Raw genomic sequence first — 16,207 nt, forward strand, 5'->3', positions numbered from 1 at the left:
AGTGCATGAAGTTTTTCACGTAGACATAATCGCACCAGAGGACTTGCGTGTAGGGCCGATAGGTCCTGGCCGAGAAGGGCTTAAGGCAAGCGCCAAAGTTACTCGTCATGCCGTGGAGCAAGAAACCCTGCTCCCTAAGGGCAATATCCACGTCACTAAAAAGGGGCTGATTCTTGTAGAGGGGAATGTACTCCACCTCGGTTTGGATGACAGTTACATGCTGTAGGGTTTTGCTGGCACCGCGGATAACATCCAGCTCCGCCCCTTGAACGTCGATCTTGAGAAAGTCCACTTCGCCCAGCTCGGGGATGTCATCCAAGCGGGTAGTCTGGACTTCCTCAACCCGAGTTACCCGACAAACTTCCGCCAAGTTCTCAAAATGCTGGGCCAGCTCCTGATCGGGCTCGTAAAGAGAGGAGGTGTAGCCAGTGTTGGTGAAATAGAACTTGCGCCGGGATCCATCCCCAATGAAGTAGGGAAAGTACTGCCGTCTGACCTGGTCGGCGCGGGGAGCCTCAGCCAGAGCCCTAGCATTCAGCTTTTCGCATTCTTCTTTTTGGGGCTCAAATCCTATCACTTGAGCATGCCCTTGCTGAACCAGCTTGTCGAAGTTATCGCCGCCCAGGAGCATTGCCCCTACGTCCACAATCCTAATCAGGGGCATGTCATCGCCGAGGATCTCACTAATCGGGAAAGGCATCTTTTTACTCCAAAGAATGAAAACGGCTAGATTAGACCGGCTTCGCTCACCCAAGAAAACCGACGGGGGTGCACAGCAACCAGGTTGAGCGCAGTTGGCATTTGCACAGAAGCCTGAACAGTGCTCAGATCTTGGATTACCGGGTTATAGACATAAATAAGATAACCCCACTCAGCAAGAAGCTTTGCCGATTCCAAACCGGAAAACTGACCGGTACTTTGATTCTCAAACAAGATCACCGGAGCGCAAGTCTCAATGAGCTTTCTACCGCCCTTCAAAACAGGAACCTCTGCCCCTTCCGCATCGATTTTGACGAGATCAATGTTGGGGCTGCCCTCTGAAATCCATAGCTCATCTAGGGTAACCTGCTGCACCGGACGGGTTTCTTCTACAACCGACATGGGATCCGTGACGATGCGGTTGAAAACGCTGGCCCCTTCACAGACCAGGTAAACCTCGCGGGACTCTTCGCCTACCGCAGCTTCCACAACTTGCACGGATTGGTCGAGCTTGTTTTGAGCGACCGTTGCCCGCAAGCACTGCAAACACCCCGGCGTGGGCTCGATGGCATAGACTTTTCCGGCCTTGCCCACACAGCGGGCAAATAGAAAAGTATAAACGCCAACGTTGGCCCCCACGTCAATGGCGTTCATGCCCGGCTTGAGGATTTGCCGACACAGCTCGATTTCACTCTCAAACCAGCGATCTTGAGCCAGGAGGACGAAGGTCACAATGCTTTTAAGATCTGGCTCTAGCCTTAGCTTGTACCCCTCATACTGAGTCCAAATTTCCATACTGGCCACCGCCTCCGAGGCTGGATCTCCGTTAGGAGGCGTTTCTAACTCTTGCTCTGCTGAATCCGACTCCGCCTTGGAGGGATCCTGCCGCGGAATATAGCGATCTAGAGCCAGTTGCAGCACTTGCAGGGCCCTGTCCTTCTGCCCAGGGAAATGGTCGGCTATTTTCTGCAGCAAGAAAGCCCCTTCCGGCTGCGCCTGCGCTGCCGCATTCATGGCAACCACCATTTGCGCCTCTAGATCCTCTGGGTCAATGGCTGCAGCCAGCCGCCAGTAGGGCAATGGCTCCGGTCGGTAAACGACTCCGCTGTGGTGGGCTAGCCAACGGGCTAGAGTGTGGAGGTAGCGCTCGCGGGGGCCAAGGCGGGAAGCAGAAGCGGCCTTAGAAGAGCGGCGGGCCTTTTTGCTAGCAGAAGCCAGACGAGGGGGATCCCAAGCGAGCTTGGGCTGGGATCCGGTTAGGCCCAAGCTGGGATCCTCTAGGTAACGCTGGGTCAAAAGCCGGGAGAGCAGCTCTTTTCCCTCTTGGAGGGCCGTGTAGCTGCTTCCCAAGGCCAAAAGGGCATGGAGGCGATTGAACTGGGAGGGGAGATGGTTGGGATCGAGATCCAAACCCTGCCGCCAGGCCGCCAGAGCCATGGCCCAAGCCGCACGTCGCTCCCGCGAGGTTTTGGCTTGCTGGGCCTTCAGGCAATGAGAGATGCCCAGCTCGTTGTATTCATCAGCAGTGGTGGGGATCCCCATGGCTTCGCTAACTAAGCTGCTGAATTATCCTACCACCTTGCCGGAGCTGCACTGGGTCTTCCGTAAACTACCCGGCTCCGACCGCTAAGCGGTACGGAGCGGGCTTTCAGTAGCCCTGGGCCTGTTCTGCTCTACCAGAGAACAAAACAAGCCCGGACCTCTAGGCTGGTTTACGACAGCCCCCAAGAGCGCAATCACATTCGCACCATTCAAGTCCGCATCCCCTTCCCATCCACAGTGCCCACACTTGAACGACTTGCCACTGCGATAGGATTGCGCAGGATCGGGATGGATGTGCAAACACTTGTGGCAGGTCTGCGACGTGTAGGCGGGCGGCACAAGAATCAGAGAAACCCCTGCAACCCTCGCCTTGTACTCCAGAAACTGACGTAGTTGGTAGAACGCCCAACTGTTGGTCCTACGCCGCTCGGCTTTGCTGCGGGGTTGTTGGTTGACCCTTTCCCGGATCCCTGTCAGGTCTTCCAGAGCAATAGCGCTGTTGGTAGCTTTTGCCCCAGAGACAATAGCTTTGGAGATGCGATGATTGACCCACACTTGAAAGCGTCTCTCCTTGCCAGACAGCCGTTGCAGCAGTTGACGGCATCTGCGCCGCGAACTGCGTGTGCCCTTACTGGCTTTGCGTTGGAGTACCGCCCTCAACCGGGAGTAGTGGTCGCGGACTCTGTTCAACTGCTGTCCATTCCAATTGTCCCCGTCTGACGTATGGGCAATATCCGTCCTCCCAAAGTCCACCCCGATCACCCTGTCGGTATCTTGTTGCTTGGGTGGTTTTTTCTCTACGCAAATCTGGATGGAGTAGGAGCCATCCTTCCGCTGGACTAGGGTGGCCGATTTGGGGTTAGAACCAGCCAGCATCCCACGCTGGTAGTTGCCAATGGCCAGTTCAAAGCGTTCTCTCCCTTCCACCGTGGTCAGCGACACCGTCCAGTCTTTTTGACGGAACGAGAAGATGCGTGCGTCGTAGGTAACGAACCTACGCTTGAACTCTTTAACTGGACGGTTGCGCTGTCTCGCCACTTTGCGGGCGCCGGCCACCCGTCTGCAGACCTGTTGGGCCAAGTTGCTAGACAAGCCGAATCGGGCGCGAATCTCGTAGTAGCAAAGGGATTGCAGTTTGACCGCATTGACGATCTTCTCCGGCGTGTTCTGGTTGACCCAGTTCAATGCCTGCACAAAGGCATCCATCGTCGCGTCCAATTTGGCGGCTTGCGACTGGGACGCCTTGAGCTTACAGGAGACGGTCAGGACTTGGCTCATGAGTTCATTGTACTTCATCAAAGCGCATTCCTCCCGGCACTGACCCTACGGGTACAGTGCGGGGCTCCTGCGATTTCTAGCTGAACAGGCAGAAGAGAAGGCGGAAAAAGTTTGGTAACCTAGGAGAGCGATGCCGCTTGTGGTTGAGGGATGTTCATGGTACGCCGTTTCCCCGTCTGGATTGCTGCTGCCGCCCTGGCAGGAGGGATCGCCTGTTGTATGCAGGCAGCTCCTGTGCAAACTCCTGACCAAGTGGTGAGCACTTTCATCGCTGCTGCCGAGAAGGGGGACTGGGGCACGGCAGACAGCTACCTGACGGAGCGCTTCAGCAATGCCCTCCGGCCGGGATCCCTGCCTTCAGCTTGGGGCATGGCGGGGAAAAACGTGCAGGTGCGCAACCAAGAGGTGACCGGGAAGACGGCCTACGTGTGGGTGGAGGGCACAGACTCGCTGGAGGATGCGGCCCAGCGCCTGGGGCTGGATCCCTTGACGTTGCGGAAGTACCTGACCAAGCCGGATCTGGCGGATCCCACCTATCAGCAGTTGGCCCCTCAGTTGGTGGGTCTGCGCCTGGAGGGAGACACGGTGACCTCCCGCGTCAAGATCACCCTCTACCAGCAAGACCGCGGCTGGCGAATTGAAGTGTGGCAGCCAGACAAGCCCCCTGCAGAGGGATCCCAGCCGGAAAAGGCAGAAGAGTCGGCGGATCCCAAGCCCTCTCCCTCTCCGACAGAGGCTGGGCAACCTGCCAAAAATCAGCAGTGAAGTGGCGAGGGAAAGGTGCTGAAAAAACCCTGGTTCTTGCTGGCCCTGCTCTTGCTAAGTGGCTGCGGGCAACCCCAAACCGCCAAAGAGACGCTGCAGGTGTTTGTGCAGGCGGCCAACAAGCGGGACTTTGCCACAGCAGAATCCCTGCTGACGCCGCGGCTGTTGAGAGGGATCCCGCCAGGGGCCTTGGACCAATCGTGGCCCTCAGCGGAGGAGTTTACCCTCACCCCCATTCAAGCGGTGGGCAATACGGCCATTTTCCGGGTGGAGGCAATCCTGAAGCCAGAAGCGGTGGTGCCGACTTTGCGTTTCCAGTTCACTGCCGAGGAGCTGCAACGATTTTTAACAGAGCCGGATCGGGAGGATCCCCGGTTTCGCCCTTTTCGCTCTCAGTTGGGCTTCTACGAGCCTTTGCCGGAGGGTCGGCTGCGCGCAGTTATGGAGGTTACCCTCTATCGCCAGGCTCAAGGGTGGCGGGTGGAGTTGGCTCGGCTGCAGCCTTTAAATACAGAGGTTCTCTACGAGCCAATCAAGTTAGCGGAAGAAGCACAGCCTTTCCAACTAACTGGGACGGTGCGACTTCTCAACCGCAAGGAGGGCTGGATTGGGGTCAACTTGGAAAAAGTCAGCCCCAGCTTGGAGCGCTACGCGGGCACGTGGGTCTCGGTGGTTCCTGCTGAGGAGGTGCAAGTGACTCGCCTTGGCCGCTCTGCCAGCTGGCTGGAGCTGCGCCCAGGGGATGAGGTGGAGATGGAGGGCAAGGTGCGCTTTGCTGTCAATGCCGACGCCAAAGGACGGATCCCAGCGGCCATCCGGGCTGAGCGCATCCGGGTGGTGCAGGCCGCCAGCTCTTCTCCCTGAACCTAGCGCAAAGGCGAGTGCAACAACACCACCAGCCGCTCTTCCAGGAACTTGAGGTTGGCCACCACTTGGTTAAAGGCCTCCTCGGGAGTCCAGTCCATGAGATCTAGGGCCTTGGCCGCCAGCGCCTGCACCGGTACAGGCTCCTCCCCAAAGATGTCGATCAGCCAGCGCACCGAGAAGGGATCGATGACAATGTTGCCTTCAGATCCCGGCCAGCCGTTGATGTTGACCGGGCCATTGTCGCGGATGGCATTCTCGAAGGCAACTCTGGCATTGAGCCGCAGCAGCAGGGGGTGGGCTTGCACAGATCCCTCCCGCCATTCTTCTGGCGTAAAGGGAGGTGCTGGACTGGGGCGTGGGTGGCCGCACCAAAAATCAATCAGCCGGGTTAGGTTGGGAAAGATCAGCTCGATAAAGTGCAGCAGCTCCTCTTGGCTGAGCTTTTTAAGGTGGCGTAGGGTATAGGGAACTGGCTTGGTGAGGACTCGCTCCAGCTTCCACTGCTGCCAGTTGACCATGCTGATGAACTCCAGCCCGGCCTGGCGCAGCATCTCAAACACCTGGGGCACCGTAAAGCCTTTGTCGCTGCGCAGCAGGAAGTTGGCCAGGATCCCGTTGGTGGTTTTGATGGCGTCCCCCTTCCAGTGGCTTTTGACGAAGCTGCCTTCGTGGAGAGCATCCATCAGCTCCCTGAGGATGGGGACAGCCTTGGCAGCGGGCTCGTCCATCACCCCCAGCAGCTCCATGGCATCTTGCATGTTGAAAATAAACTGCCGCTGATAGAGGCTGTGGACGTTGGTGCGGATAATGCCCTCCGGTTTGAGCACCTGGCGCATGCCTTTGAGGCCGGCCACCGGGTCTTCCAGCAGGTAGAGCACGTCGTTGCAGGCGATAAAATCAAACTGCTCCCCCACGGCTCTCAGGTCGGTGATATCTGCCACCTCGAAGCGCACATCCGCGATCTGGTGGAACTCGAAGCGCTGCCGGGCCATCTCCAGCGATTTCGGCGAGATATCCACCCCAACAAAAGAAGCGCCTGGGTTGGCCGTGGCCAGGACCAGGGTTTCCCAGCCGGAGCCGCAGCCGGCGTTGAGCATCACTTTGCCTTCGGGTTTGACCACCTTGCGCTCTCGTACATAGCAGGCGGTGGTGTAGCTGTTGGCAAACAGGGCAAAGGTATCCGTAACCGTCTGCTCAATGGGGACGTTGGGATAGGGAAATTCGTCAAACTGCGCCTGCACCAACTTCGAGGCAGATTGCTCCGGCATAGGGATCCCTTTTTCTCTGGAGCTTATGGTAGCCAATCCTTAACTGAACAGGGCCTGTGTTGATCCCAGCCGCTCTTCGGTCTGGGGATCAAAAAGGTGGAAGCGATCCATGTCGAAGACCACTTCGGCCCATTGGTTGACGCGCAGCTCGGTGCGGGGATCCACGCGGGCCACAAACTCCTGCTCGGGGAGGATCCCTTCGGGGTCAGCGGCGCTGAGGTGGAGGATGACCTCGCTGCCCATCTGCTCGGCGACCGAGACTTTGGCCCGCACGCGGGCGGGCTGGATCCCTGGGGGTTGGTACTGGGGATCGTGGATGTTTTCCGGGCGGATGCCGAAGATGACCGGCTGGCCGGCGTGGGGCCGATAGGGATCCGCCTGGTGAGGGGGGATGGGCAGGCGGAAGGCGCCGGTATCGACCCAGAGGGTGCCCTCTTGTTCCCGCAGCTTGGCCTGGAAGAAGTTCATGGCAGGGCTGCCGATGAAGCCGGCCACAAACAGGTTGGCGGGGCGGCTGTAGAGGGCCTGGGGAGTATCCACCTGCTGCAGGCGGCCATCTTTCATGACGGCGATGCGGTTGCCCATGGTCATGGCTTCCACCTGGTCGTGGGTGACGTAGATGAAGGTGGTGCCCAGTTGCATGTGCAACTTGCTGATCTCGGCCCGCGCCTGCACCCGCAGCTTGGCGTCGAGGTTGGAGAGGGGCTCATCCATCAAAAACACCGCCGGGTTGCGCACAATGGCCCGCCCGACGGCCACCCGCTGCCGTTGCCCACCGGAAAGTTCCTTGGGCTTGCGGTGGAGCAGGTGTTCGATCCCCAGCCGCTTGGCCACCCCCCGGACGCGGCTTTCGATCTCTGCTTTGGGCAGGCCGCGCAGCTTGAGGCCAAAGGCCATGTTCTCGGCCACGGTCATGTGGGGGTAGAGGGCGTAGGACTGGAAGACCATGGCGATATCCCGATCCTTGGGGGGGATATCGTTGACCACTCGGTCGCCGATGTAGATGGAGCCGGCGCTCACCTCTTCCAGTCCGGCCAGCATGCGCAAAGAGGTGGTTTTGCCGCAGCCGGAGGGACCGACGAAGACGAGAAATTCCCCGTCTTCGATGGCGATGTTCAGGTCGTGGACGGCAGTGGTGTCGCCGTAGCGCTTGGTAACGTGTTCGTAGGTCACGCTGGCCATGCTCTCGCTCCCCAGCCACTTCGCCCTCAAACTTATCCAACCCTAGGGGCAGAGGTCAAATCGGATCCCTGGGCTGGAGTAAGCTGGGGTCGCCCTCACCCCCAGCCCCTCTCCCAGAGGGAGAGGGGAGTTGAGGATCGAAAAGCCAAAAAACCCAAAAAGGTAGGCCACGAGCCTACCTCTGGGATCTGGATCTTGTTAAGCCAAAAGTGGCGCTCGCCTCCCCCCCTTAGGAGACAACGTTCACTTTGACCACTTGGGCTTTTTCGGAGTCCGCCTTGGGCAGAGTCAGGGTGAGGATCCCATCTTTGTATTCCGCTTTCACCTGATCGTGCTTGATCCGGTTGGGCAGCGGGATCACCCGTTGGAAGCGCCCGTAGCGGAACTCGGTGCGGGTTACGCCCTTGTCTTCGGAGCGTTTTTCAAAGCGCCGCTCGCCGCTGATGGAGACCGCTTCTGCCGTCGCCTGGATGTCCAGATCGTTGGGGTTCAAGCCGGGCAGCTCCAGTTTCAGGGTAATGGTTTCCGGATCATCGTGCATTTCCACCGCCGGCACAAAAGTATAGGCATCGGTCTCGGCGGGGCGAGCCATCAGCCGGTCAAACATCCGGTTCATTTCCCGTTGAATTTCGTCAATTTCCCGAAAGGGATCCCAGCGAACCAGAGCCATATCTATCCACCTCCTGAGCAGATTTTGGTTAACTTTTGGTTAGCTTCTCTTTAAGTTAAGATTTACTCACCAGGCTTTAGCCTAGCCTCTGTACATTAGGATAAGTGATCTGGCTGGCTCAAGAGGGCGAGTTTTCTGGAAATCGATGGGGGTATTTTCTCGCCCAAGGAATAGGAGAAAGCTGTCAGGAATCGGTGCGCTTGGGGGGGCGGTGGGATCTCGTCTGCAGCCACAAACTCAGGCCGGTAGCCACCATCAGCAACAGCCCCAAGCCGTTTAAGAACGGGTAGACGGCCTGCAGATCCAGAGGCCCCCATTGCCCTTTGTGGATTTGGATCAGCCAGTAGTAGTCGAAGTTGTCGTTGAGGCGGGCAATTTGGTAAAGGGATCCCGTTACCACCGTTACCACCAAGGGCAGAGCCAGGATGGGGGCCAGGGCGCGGTGGATCTGGCGGGCGAGTTTTCGAGGCGGGGCCATCAGGGTTTCTCCAAGGCTAAGGCCACCACCTTGCCATGGTAGCAGGGCAGCCCAAGCTGCCAAGCCCCCCTGGGTCTAGGGACGGATCCCGAGGGCTTCCTCCAGCTTGGGCATTTGCTCGCGGGGGATGACCCGCCCTTCGTCCTCAAAGCCGGGGATCTCGTGGAAGTTGAGGTAGCGGTACAGCTCGCCGGCAAAGGGCTGGATCTTGGTGGCGACGATCTCCCGGTATTCCTCAGGGGTAGGGATCCGGCCCAAGAGGGCGCAGGCGGCAGCCAGCTCGGCGGATCCCAGATAGACCCGCGCGTCTTTGCCCATGCGGTTGTTGAAGTTGCGGGTGGAGGTGGACATAACCGTGGCCCCGTCTGCCACCCGCGCCTGGTTGCCCATGCACAGGCTGCAGCCGGGCATCTCCGTCCTCGCCCCGGCAGCGGCAAAGGTGCCGTACACCCCTTCGGCGCGCAGTTGCGCCTCGTCCATGCGGGTGGGAGGACAGATCCAAAATTGGCGCACCTTGGCCCGCCCCTGGCCTTCCAAAATCTTGGCGGCGGCGCGGTAGTGGCCAATGTTGGTCATGCAGGAGCCGATGAACACCTCGTCGATGTGGATGGGTGTGTCGGGGTTGCCGGCCGCGTGCTGGGCGTGGACTTCGCTCAGGGTCATCACCTTGTCGGGATCGTTGGGGGCACAGACGATCGGCTCGCTGATGGCGCTGAGGTCGATCTCGAGCACGGCAGCGTATTCGGCATCGGGATCCGCCTCCATCAGGGTGGGGTTGGCCAGCCAGGCCTCCATCTTGGCGATGCGCCGCAGCAGGGTTCTCGCATCCCGATAGCCGCGGGCGATCAGGTTTTTCAGCAGCACCACGTTGGAGCGCAGGTACTCGGCAACCGTCTCGACGCTCAGCTGGATGGTGCAAGCGGCGCAGTTGCGTTCCGCCGAGGCGTCGGTGAACTCGAAGGCTTGCTCCACCTTCAAGTTGGGCAGGCCCTCGATCTCCATAATTCGCCCGGCAAAGACGTTTTTCTTGCCCTGCTTCTCGACGGTGAGCAGCCCCCGCTGGATGGCCACGTAGGGGATGGCGTGGACAATGTCCCGCAGGGTGATCCCGGGCTGCAGTTCCCCCTTAAAGCGCACCAGCACCGACTCCGGCATATTCAGGGGCATCACCCCCATGGCGGCGGCAAAGGCCACCAGCCCAGAGCCAGCCGGGAAGGAAATGCCCAAAGGGAAGCGGGTGTGGGAGTCGCCCCCGGTGCCAACAGTATCCGGCAGCAGCATGCGGTTGAGCCAGGAGTGGATGATGCCGTCGCCCGGCCGCAGGACGACACCTCCCCGCGAGGCAAAAAAGTCGGGCAGCTCTTTGTGAACCTGGATATCCACCGGCTTGGGATAGGCGGCGGTGTGGCAGAAGCTCTGCAGCACCAGGTCGGCGCTGAAGCCCAGACAGGCCAATTCCTTGAGCTCGTCGCGGGTCATGGGGCCGGTGGTGTCCTGGGATCCCACCGTGGTGATCAGCGGCTCGCAACTGGTGCCGGGGCGCACTCCGGGCAGCCCGCAGGCTTTGCCGACGATTTTCTGGGCCAGGGTATAGCCCTTGCCCGTGTCGGCGGGCGGGGTGGGGCGAATGAACAGGGGGGAGGGATCCAGCCCCAGGGCCTGGCGGGTTTTGTCGGTAAGGGCCCGGCCAATCAAGAGAGGGATGCGGCCCCCGGCCCGCACCTCGTCGGGCAGCGTCACAGGCTGCAGGGAAAAGGTGGTGAGGACTTGGCCATCCTCAGAGCGGATAACGCCCTCGTAGGGGTAGATCGTCACTACCATGCCCGTCTCCAGGCAGGAGACATCGCACTGGATGGGCAGGGCGCCGGCATCTTCGGCGGTGGTGAAGAAAATGGGCGCGATCGTGCCCCCCAGAATCACCCCGCCGGCCCGCTTGTTGGGCACATAGGGAATGTCGTGGCCGATGTGCCAGAGCAGGGAATTAAGGGCGGACTTGCGGGAAGATCCCGTGCCCACCACATCCCCCACAAAGGCCACCGGATGGCCGCGGCGCTTCAGCTCGGCAATGGCTGCTATCGCTCCCGGCGCCCGCGATTCCAGCATGCTCTGGGCATGAAGGGGAATATCGGGGCGGGTGGTGGCGTGGGCGGCCGGGGAGAGGTCGTCGGTGTTGATCTCGCCGGCAATTTTGAACACCGTCGCCGTGATCGCCTCGGCCAGGGGCGGCCTGGCGGTGAACCACTCCCCTTCCGCCCAAGAGTGGAGCACCTGTCGGGCATAGGCGTTGCCCGCTTGGCTCAGCTCCAGCACGTCGTGGAAGGCGTCGAAAACCAGCAGCGTGTGGCTGAGGGCGCGGGCCGCTGCGGTGGCAATTTCCGGTCGCTCATCCTGCAGCAGCTCCAGCAACACCTGGACGTTGTAGCCCCCCAGCATCGTGCCCAAGAGCTCTACCGCCCGCAGGGGGGTAATGAGGGGCGAGTGCACTTCTTCCTTAGCCACAGCGGCCAAAAAGCCCGCCTTCACATAGGCCGCTTCGTCCACCCCCGGCGGCACCCGCTCTGTAAGCAGATGCAACAAAAAGGCCTCTTCGCCGGCGGGGGGATCCTTGAGCAGCTCGCACACCTGGCTGGTCTGGGCGGCGTTCAAGGGCAGCGGCGGGATCCCTTGAGCCGCGCGGGCAGCAGCATGTTGGCGGTACTCGGCCAGCATGGGGAGGATTCCTTAGGTCACTCGATGTGGGTATTCATTCTACCGCCAGCTCGGCAGCAGCCAGCTCTGCTCCCTCAGGATAGCTCCGCCAACAGCTCTTTTTGGTATAGGCCAATACAAGCCTGGATCAACTCGTCCAGCTCCCCTTCCAAAATTGGCTCGAGCAGGAAGTTCTGGTTGAGGCGGTGATCGGTAACCCGGTTGTCTTTGTAGTTGTAGGTGCGAATTTTTTCCGACCGCGATCCCGTTCCCACCTGCATGCGACGGGCGGAGCTGATGGAGGCCTGTTGCTCCTGCAGCTTCATCTCGTAGAGCTTGGCCCGCAAAATCTGCATCGCCCGCTGCCGGTTCTGCAGCTGGGAGCGCTCCTCGGTACAAAACACGCGGATGCCGGTGGGCTTGTGGAGGAGGTCCACCGCCGTTTCCACCTTGTTCACGTTTTGGCCGCCCGCCCCGCCGGAGCGCGCCGTCTTGATCTCGATGTCCTTCGGGTCGATCACCACCTCCACCTCGTCCACTTCCGGCATCACCGCCACCGTGGCCGTCGAGGTGTGGACGCGCCCCTGGGCCTCTGTCACGGGCACCCGCTGCACCCGATGCACGCCGGCCTCGAACTTCAGCTTGCTGTAGACCTGATCCCCGCGAATTTCCAGGATGGCCTCTTTGTAGCCTCCCATCTCTCCTTCCGAGAGGCTGGCCAGGCGCACCGACCAGCCCATCTTCTCGGCGTAGCGGGTGTACATGCGGGCCAAATCCGCCGCCCACAGGGCCGCCTCCTCGCCGCCGGTGCCGGCGCGGATTTCCAACATAATGTTTTTCTCGTCGTTGGGATCCCGGGGCAGCAGCAGCAGGGTCAGCTTTTCCTCCAGTTGTTCTTGGCGGACGCGCAGTTGCTCCAGTTCTGCCCTGGCCATCGCCTCCAGCTCTGGGTCGTCGGAAGCCACCTCCCGCAGCAGCTCTTCCGTCTGCTTCAGCTCGCGAGTGAGCTTTTGCCACTCGTGAAAGGTCTGGACGGTGGCTTCTAGGGAGGAGCGGGCCTTGGCAATCCGCTGCAGCTCAGCCGGATCGGTCGCCACATCGGGATCGGCCAGACGTACCGTCAGCTCCTGAAAGGTGGCTTCAACGTTTTTAAGCTGCTCGATGAGTTGAGCAGAGGCCATAGATCCAGTGTCAGCGAAGACTCACAGCAATGCCCAGCAAGGCAGAAAAGAAACTCAGATTGAAGCTCGGCTACTTAGCTTTCTTGCCGCCCATGCCGTACTTGCGCATGAACTTGTCCACGCGGCCTTCGCTGTCAATGATCTTCTGGCTGCCGGTGAAAAAGGGATGGTTGCCCGACCAAACATCGACCTTCAGCTCCGGCTTGGTGGATCCCACTGTCATCACCACTTCGCCGTTGCAGATGACTTTGGCTTCGGGATACCACTGGGGGTGTATTCCTTTTTTGGGCATGGCAATCTCCTCCTCTGGGCCTGTTCCTATACCCTTGTCTATCAACATCTAACTTGAAAAAGCAATGGCAGGGATCCCTAGCGCTTCGAGTACTGGGGAGCCTTGCGGGCCTTGCGTAGGCCATATTTCTTCCGTTCCACGGCGCGCGGATCCCGTTTTAGGTAGCCCTCTGTCTTGAGGGGGCCGCGGTTAGCCGGATCCACCTCGCAGAGGGCGCGCGCCACGCCCAACTTGATGGCATCGGCCTGACCGTGGACGCCGCCGCCATGAGCCCGCACCAAGATGTCGTAGGAGTTCTCTAGGCCGAGGAGCTCCAACGGCGCTTTCACACTGGCCAGTAGCGCCTCCTGGTATTGCAGGTATTGGTCGCCGGGCCTGTCGTTGATGATCAGCTTGCCGGTGCCGGGCACCAGGCGCACGCGGGCGACAGCCGTTTTGCGGCGTCCGGTTCCCCAGTAGACGGCTCGTTGGCTGCTGGCTGCTTGGGTCATACTTTGGCTCCTGGGATCGTGTGGATGGGGTAAACCTGAGGTTGCTGGGCCTCGTGGGGGTGGTGGGGCCCGGCGTACACTTTTAGCTTGGTGAATTGCCGCCGGCCCAGGCGGGTGTGGGGCAACATCCCCTTCACTGCTTTCTCAATCACCCGCTCCGGCAGGCGAGCTTGCAGTTGGGCAAAAGTCTCGACTTTCATGCCGCCGGGACGGCCAGAGTGGCGGCGGTAGAGCTTTTGGGTGCGCTTTTTGCCGGTGACCACCACTTTCTCGGCGTTGATCACGATCACGTAGTCCCCCGTATCCAGGTGAGGGGTGAAGTTGGGTTTGTGCTTGCCCCGCAGGAGCTTGGCCACAACCACGGCCAAGCGGCCGAGGCGCTGGTTGGCAGCGTCCACCAGATACCAGCGAGGGGTTAGAGTTTCGGGGGGAGGAACGGGAGTTGTGTTCATGGCAGCCAAGGATGACATCAACCGCAGAATGGAATATGGAATGGACAAGAAAACGCCTAGGCCAGGGAAGAAACACACAAAGCCGCCGACCAATCGGGGGTTTTGGGCAACCCCTGCAGGGGCAAGGCCCAAAAGGGCGGCGAGTGAGCGAAGCGGCGGCCAAAGGGATCCCCAGCATAGCCCACATCCACCAGGCACAGCCCTTGCGGAGGGGCGCTGTAGCGGGTGCGCATCCGGCTCCAGTCGTTGTGTTGCCAGAGGTGGACAAATTGTTGTGGGCTGATCTCGCCACGGCCCACCACCTCCAGGGATCCCACCAGCAGCCGCATCATGCGGTAGAGAAAGCCGCTGGCCTGCACCTCGATGCTGATGAGATCCCCCAGCCGCTGGCAGAGCACCTCCTGCACCTGCACCCGCGAGTGGGGCCGGTCGGATCCCCGGCGGCGAAAGGCTTCTAGGCTGTGCTCGCCCAGAAGAGAGTTGAGGGCCTCCGCCATCGGCTCCACCTGCAAAGGCCAGCGCACCTGCCAGCTAAAGAGGCGCCAGAACACATCCGGCAGCTCCCGGTTCAGGATCAAGTAGCGATAGCGGCGCCAGCGAGCCGAAAAGCGGGCATGCCAGAAATCGGGCACCTGAGCGGAAGCCAATACCACCACATCTTCCGGCAGACAGTCGTTGAGCACCCGCGCCCACTCCGTCGGCGGGATGCCAGAGGTGGTGTCGAAGTGGGCCACCTGGCCCGAGGCATGAACCCCCGTATCGGTGCGACCTGCCCCGTAGAGGGCCACCGGGTGCCCGGCCCGCAACGCAATCGCCTCCTCCAGTACCCCTTGCACGGTGCGGTGGCCCGCTTGCCGCTGCCAGCCGCGAAAGCCGCTGCCGAGGTACTGAATTTTCAGGGCAATGCGACGGCTCTGCATGGGGCCTACACCAACTCGATGACCGCCATTTCTGCCCCGTCGCCCCGTCGACGCACCGTGCGCAGGATGCGGGTGTAGCCCCCAGGCCGATCGCGGTAGCGCTCCGGCGCTTGCTCAAACAGGGAGCGCACCAGCTCCTTGTCATAGATGTAGGCCAGGGCCTGCCGCCGCGCTGCCAGAGAGCCGTCCTTGGCCAGGGTGATCATTTTCTCAGTGGTGGCGCGAATGGCTTTGGCGCGGGCTTTGGTGGTCGTGATCCGCCCTTCCCGCAGCAGGGCCGTGGTCAGCGCCCGCATCAGGGCCTTGCGCTGGTCGGCGGGCTTGTTGAGGTGAGGGGTACGACGGCGGTGACGCATAGTAGCCTCTGCCTTTTATCTTGTGTCCTGTGGAGATGTTGACCGGTTTTGCCGCAGCGAGCCGGCAAGGCTCTACGTCTTGCTCCTTTCGCGGGGCAAGGTTAGGCCTAGGCGGTTCTTCAAAGCTTGCACCACCTCTTCCGCGGATTTTTGGCCGAAGTTTTTGATCTCCAGCAAATCCTCTTCGGTATAAACCAATAGATCCGCCACCGTATTGATTTGAGCGCGCTTCAGGCAGTTGTAAGCCCGTACCGAGAGCTGCAGCTCTTCGATGGGGATCTGGTTCTTCTGGTTATCCTCAGCTTGCCGGGGCTCTGGCGGGGTGTCGAAGCTGACCTCCTGCAGCGGCGAGAACAGGCCCACCAAAATGCGAGCCGCCTGGCTGAGGGCCTCCTGGGGGGTGAGGCTGCCGTTGGTCCAAATCTCCAAAATTAGGCGATCTTTTTCCAGAGATTGTCCCACCCGCGCCGCCTCAACGGTGTAGTTGACTTTGCGCACCGGCATGAAGACGGAGTCGATCTGGAGAAAGTCGATGGCCATCGATTTGCTGTCGGAGTAATCGACGGCACGGTAGCCACGTCCGCGGCCAATCATGAACTCCATTTCCAGGATCGCCCCTTCCGCCAAGGTTGCAATGTGATGGCGGGGGTTGATCACTTCCACCTCGCTGGGCAATTGCAGCTTCTCGGCGGTCACCTCTCCCGGCCCTTGTGCCACCAAACGGCCCACCTGCGTGTCGGGAGCGTTGGAGCGCAGCACCAGCTCCTTCATGTTGAGTAGGATCTCCATCACGTCTTCCCGCACCCCCGGCACCGTGGAAAACTCGTGGGTCACCCCGGCAATGCGTACAGCGGTTACTGCCGTCCCTTCTAGGTTGGAGAGCAACACCCGCCGCAGGGCGTTGCCCACCGTGATCCCTTGACCCCGCTCCAGTGGCCCCAGGGCAAATTTGCCGTAGTGAACGCCATTGGCTTCCTGATGGGATTCGACGCACTCGGTCTGGTAGGGAGCAGCACTAGAAGCGGCTTTGCTGCCCAGATTGTGGAGGGTTCGGCTGGTCTGCATCATAGAGTAGCCC

The 16,207-nt window shown here is 60.5% G+C and carries 17 protein-coding genes; 2 read left to right on the plus strand and 15 right to left on the minus strand.

All coding sequences use genetic code 11. The features are described from left to right. The 3 genes from NW809_RS04605 to NW809_RS04615 all read right to left on the minus strand — a co-directional run. Positions 1–700, minus strand: a 700-nt coding sequence (locus NW809_RS04605; RefSeq protein WP_414401628.1) for an FkbM family methyltransferase, incomplete at its 3' end; no start/stop codon positions are given. Positions 701–726: 26 nt separating this feature from the next. Next, a complete protein-coding gene (locus NW809_RS04610; protein WP_414401629.1) occupies positions 727–2,241 on the minus strand; it encodes an FkbM family methyltransferase in 1,515 nt (504 codons plus the stop codon). An 84-nt stretch (positions 2,242–2,325) separates the two neighbouring features. Next, entirely contained in the window at positions 2,326–3,519 is a 1,194-nt protein-coding gene (locus NW809_RS04615) for an RNA-guided endonuclease InsQ/TnpB family protein (RefSeq protein ID WP_414401634.1), read from the minus strand. Between the two features lie 156 nt (positions 3,520–3,675). On the opposite strand from NW809_RS04615, the gene NW809_RS04620 reads away from it, so the two are divergent. Together NW809_RS04620 and NW809_RS04625 are read left to right on the plus strand one after the other, a co-directional pair. Next, a complete protein-coding gene (locus tag NW809_RS04620) occupies positions 3,676–4,284 on the plus strand; it encodes a hypothetical protein (protein ID WP_414401630.1) in 609 nt (202 codons plus the stop codon). 15 nt (positions 4,285–4,299) lie between these two features. After that, complete coding sequence (locus tag NW809_RS04625) at positions 4,300–5,148, plus strand: hypothetical protein (RefSeq protein ID WP_414401631.1); 849 nt, start codon at positions 4,300–4,302, stop codon at positions 5,146–5,148. A gap of 2 nt (positions 5,149–5,150) precedes the next feature. Here NW809_RS04625 and NW809_RS04630 read toward each other — a convergent pair whose 3' ends face one another. From NW809_RS04630 to NW809_RS04685, 12 genes are all read right to left on the minus strand, one after another. Further along, entirely contained in the window at positions 5,151–6,419 is a 1,269-nt protein-coding gene (locus NW809_RS04630; protein ID WP_414401632.1) for a class I SAM-dependent methyltransferase, read from the minus strand. A 39-nt stretch (positions 6,420–6,458) separates the two neighbouring features. Then, a complete protein-coding gene (locus NW809_RS04635; RefSeq protein ID WP_414347029.1) occupies positions 6,459–7,601 on the minus strand; it encodes an ABC transporter ATP-binding protein in 1,143 nt (380 codons plus the stop codon). A 229-nt stretch (positions 7,602–7,830) separates the two neighbouring features. Further along, complete coding sequence (locus tag NW809_RS04640; RefSeq protein WP_099883961.1) at positions 7,831–8,271, minus strand: Hsp20/alpha crystallin family protein; 441 nt, start codon at positions 8,269–8,271, stop codon at positions 7,831–7,833. Positions 8,272–8,455: 184 nt separating this feature from the next. Further along, positions 8,456–8,749 carry a PepSY domain-containing protein gene (locus NW809_RS04645; RefSeq protein WP_099812119.1) on the minus strand — a complete coding sequence of 98 codons (294 nt, stop codon included), beginning with the start codon at positions 8,747–8,749 and terminating at the stop codon, positions 8,456–8,458. A 75-nt stretch (positions 8,750–8,824) separates the two neighbouring features. Beyond that, positions 8,825–11,458 carry a bifunctional aconitate hydratase 2/2-methylisocitrate dehydratase gene (acnB, locus tag NW809_RS04650; RefSeq protein ID WP_414401633.1) on the minus strand — a complete coding sequence of 878 codons (2,634 nt, stop codon included), beginning with the start codon at positions 11,456–11,458 and terminating at the stop codon, positions 8,825–8,827. Positions 11,459–11,532: 74 nt separating this feature from the next. Beyond that, entirely contained in the window at positions 11,533–12,618 is a 1,086-nt protein-coding gene (gene prfA / locus NW809_RS04655) for a peptide chain release factor 1 (RefSeq protein WP_011430291.1), read from the minus strand. A gap of 70 nt (positions 12,619–12,688) precedes the next feature. After that, a complete protein-coding gene (gene rpmE / locus NW809_RS04660; protein WP_099812117.1) occupies positions 12,689–12,910 on the minus strand; it encodes a 50S ribosomal protein L31 in 222 nt (73 codons plus the stop codon). A gap of 77 nt (positions 12,911–12,987) precedes the next feature. Beyond that, positions 12,988–13,401 (minus strand): 30S ribosomal protein S9, encoded by a 414-nt coding sequence (rpsI, locus tag NW809_RS04665; RefSeq protein WP_011430293.1) that lies wholly within the window; start codon positions 13,399–13,401, stop codon positions 12,988–12,990. Continuing rightward, positions 13,398–13,853, minus strand: a complete 456-nt coding sequence (rplM, locus tag NW809_RS04670) for a 50S ribosomal protein L13 (protein WP_011430294.1) — start codon at positions 13,851–13,853, stop codon at positions 13,398–13,400. The genes rpsI and rplM overlap by 4 nt, the downstream gene beginning before the upstream one ends. A gap of 56 nt (positions 13,854–13,909) precedes the next feature. Further along, positions 13,910–14,773 (minus strand): tRNA pseudouridine(38-40) synthase TruA, encoded by an 864-nt coding sequence (gene truA, locus NW809_RS04675; protein ID WP_011430295.1) that lies wholly within the window; start codon positions 14,771–14,773, stop codon positions 13,910–13,912. A gap of 5 nt (positions 14,774–14,778) precedes the next feature. After that, on the minus strand, positions 14,779–15,129 hold the full coding sequence (gene rplQ, locus NW809_RS04680; protein ID WP_011430296.1) for a 50S ribosomal protein L17: 351 nt from the start codon (positions 15,127–15,129) through the stop codon (positions 14,779–14,781). A 72-nt stretch (positions 15,130–15,201) separates the two neighbouring features. Next, on the minus strand, positions 15,202–16,197 hold the full coding sequence (locus tag NW809_RS04685; protein WP_011430297.1) for a DNA-directed RNA polymerase subunit alpha: 996 nt from the start codon (positions 16,195–16,197) through the stop codon (positions 15,202–15,204). Positions 16,198–16,207 lie beyond the last annotated feature (10 nt).

Source organism: Synechococcus sp. WC101, assembly GCF_047461555.1.
Lineage (GTDB): Bacteria > Cyanobacteriota > Cyanobacteriia > Thermostichales > Thermostichaceae > Thermostichus.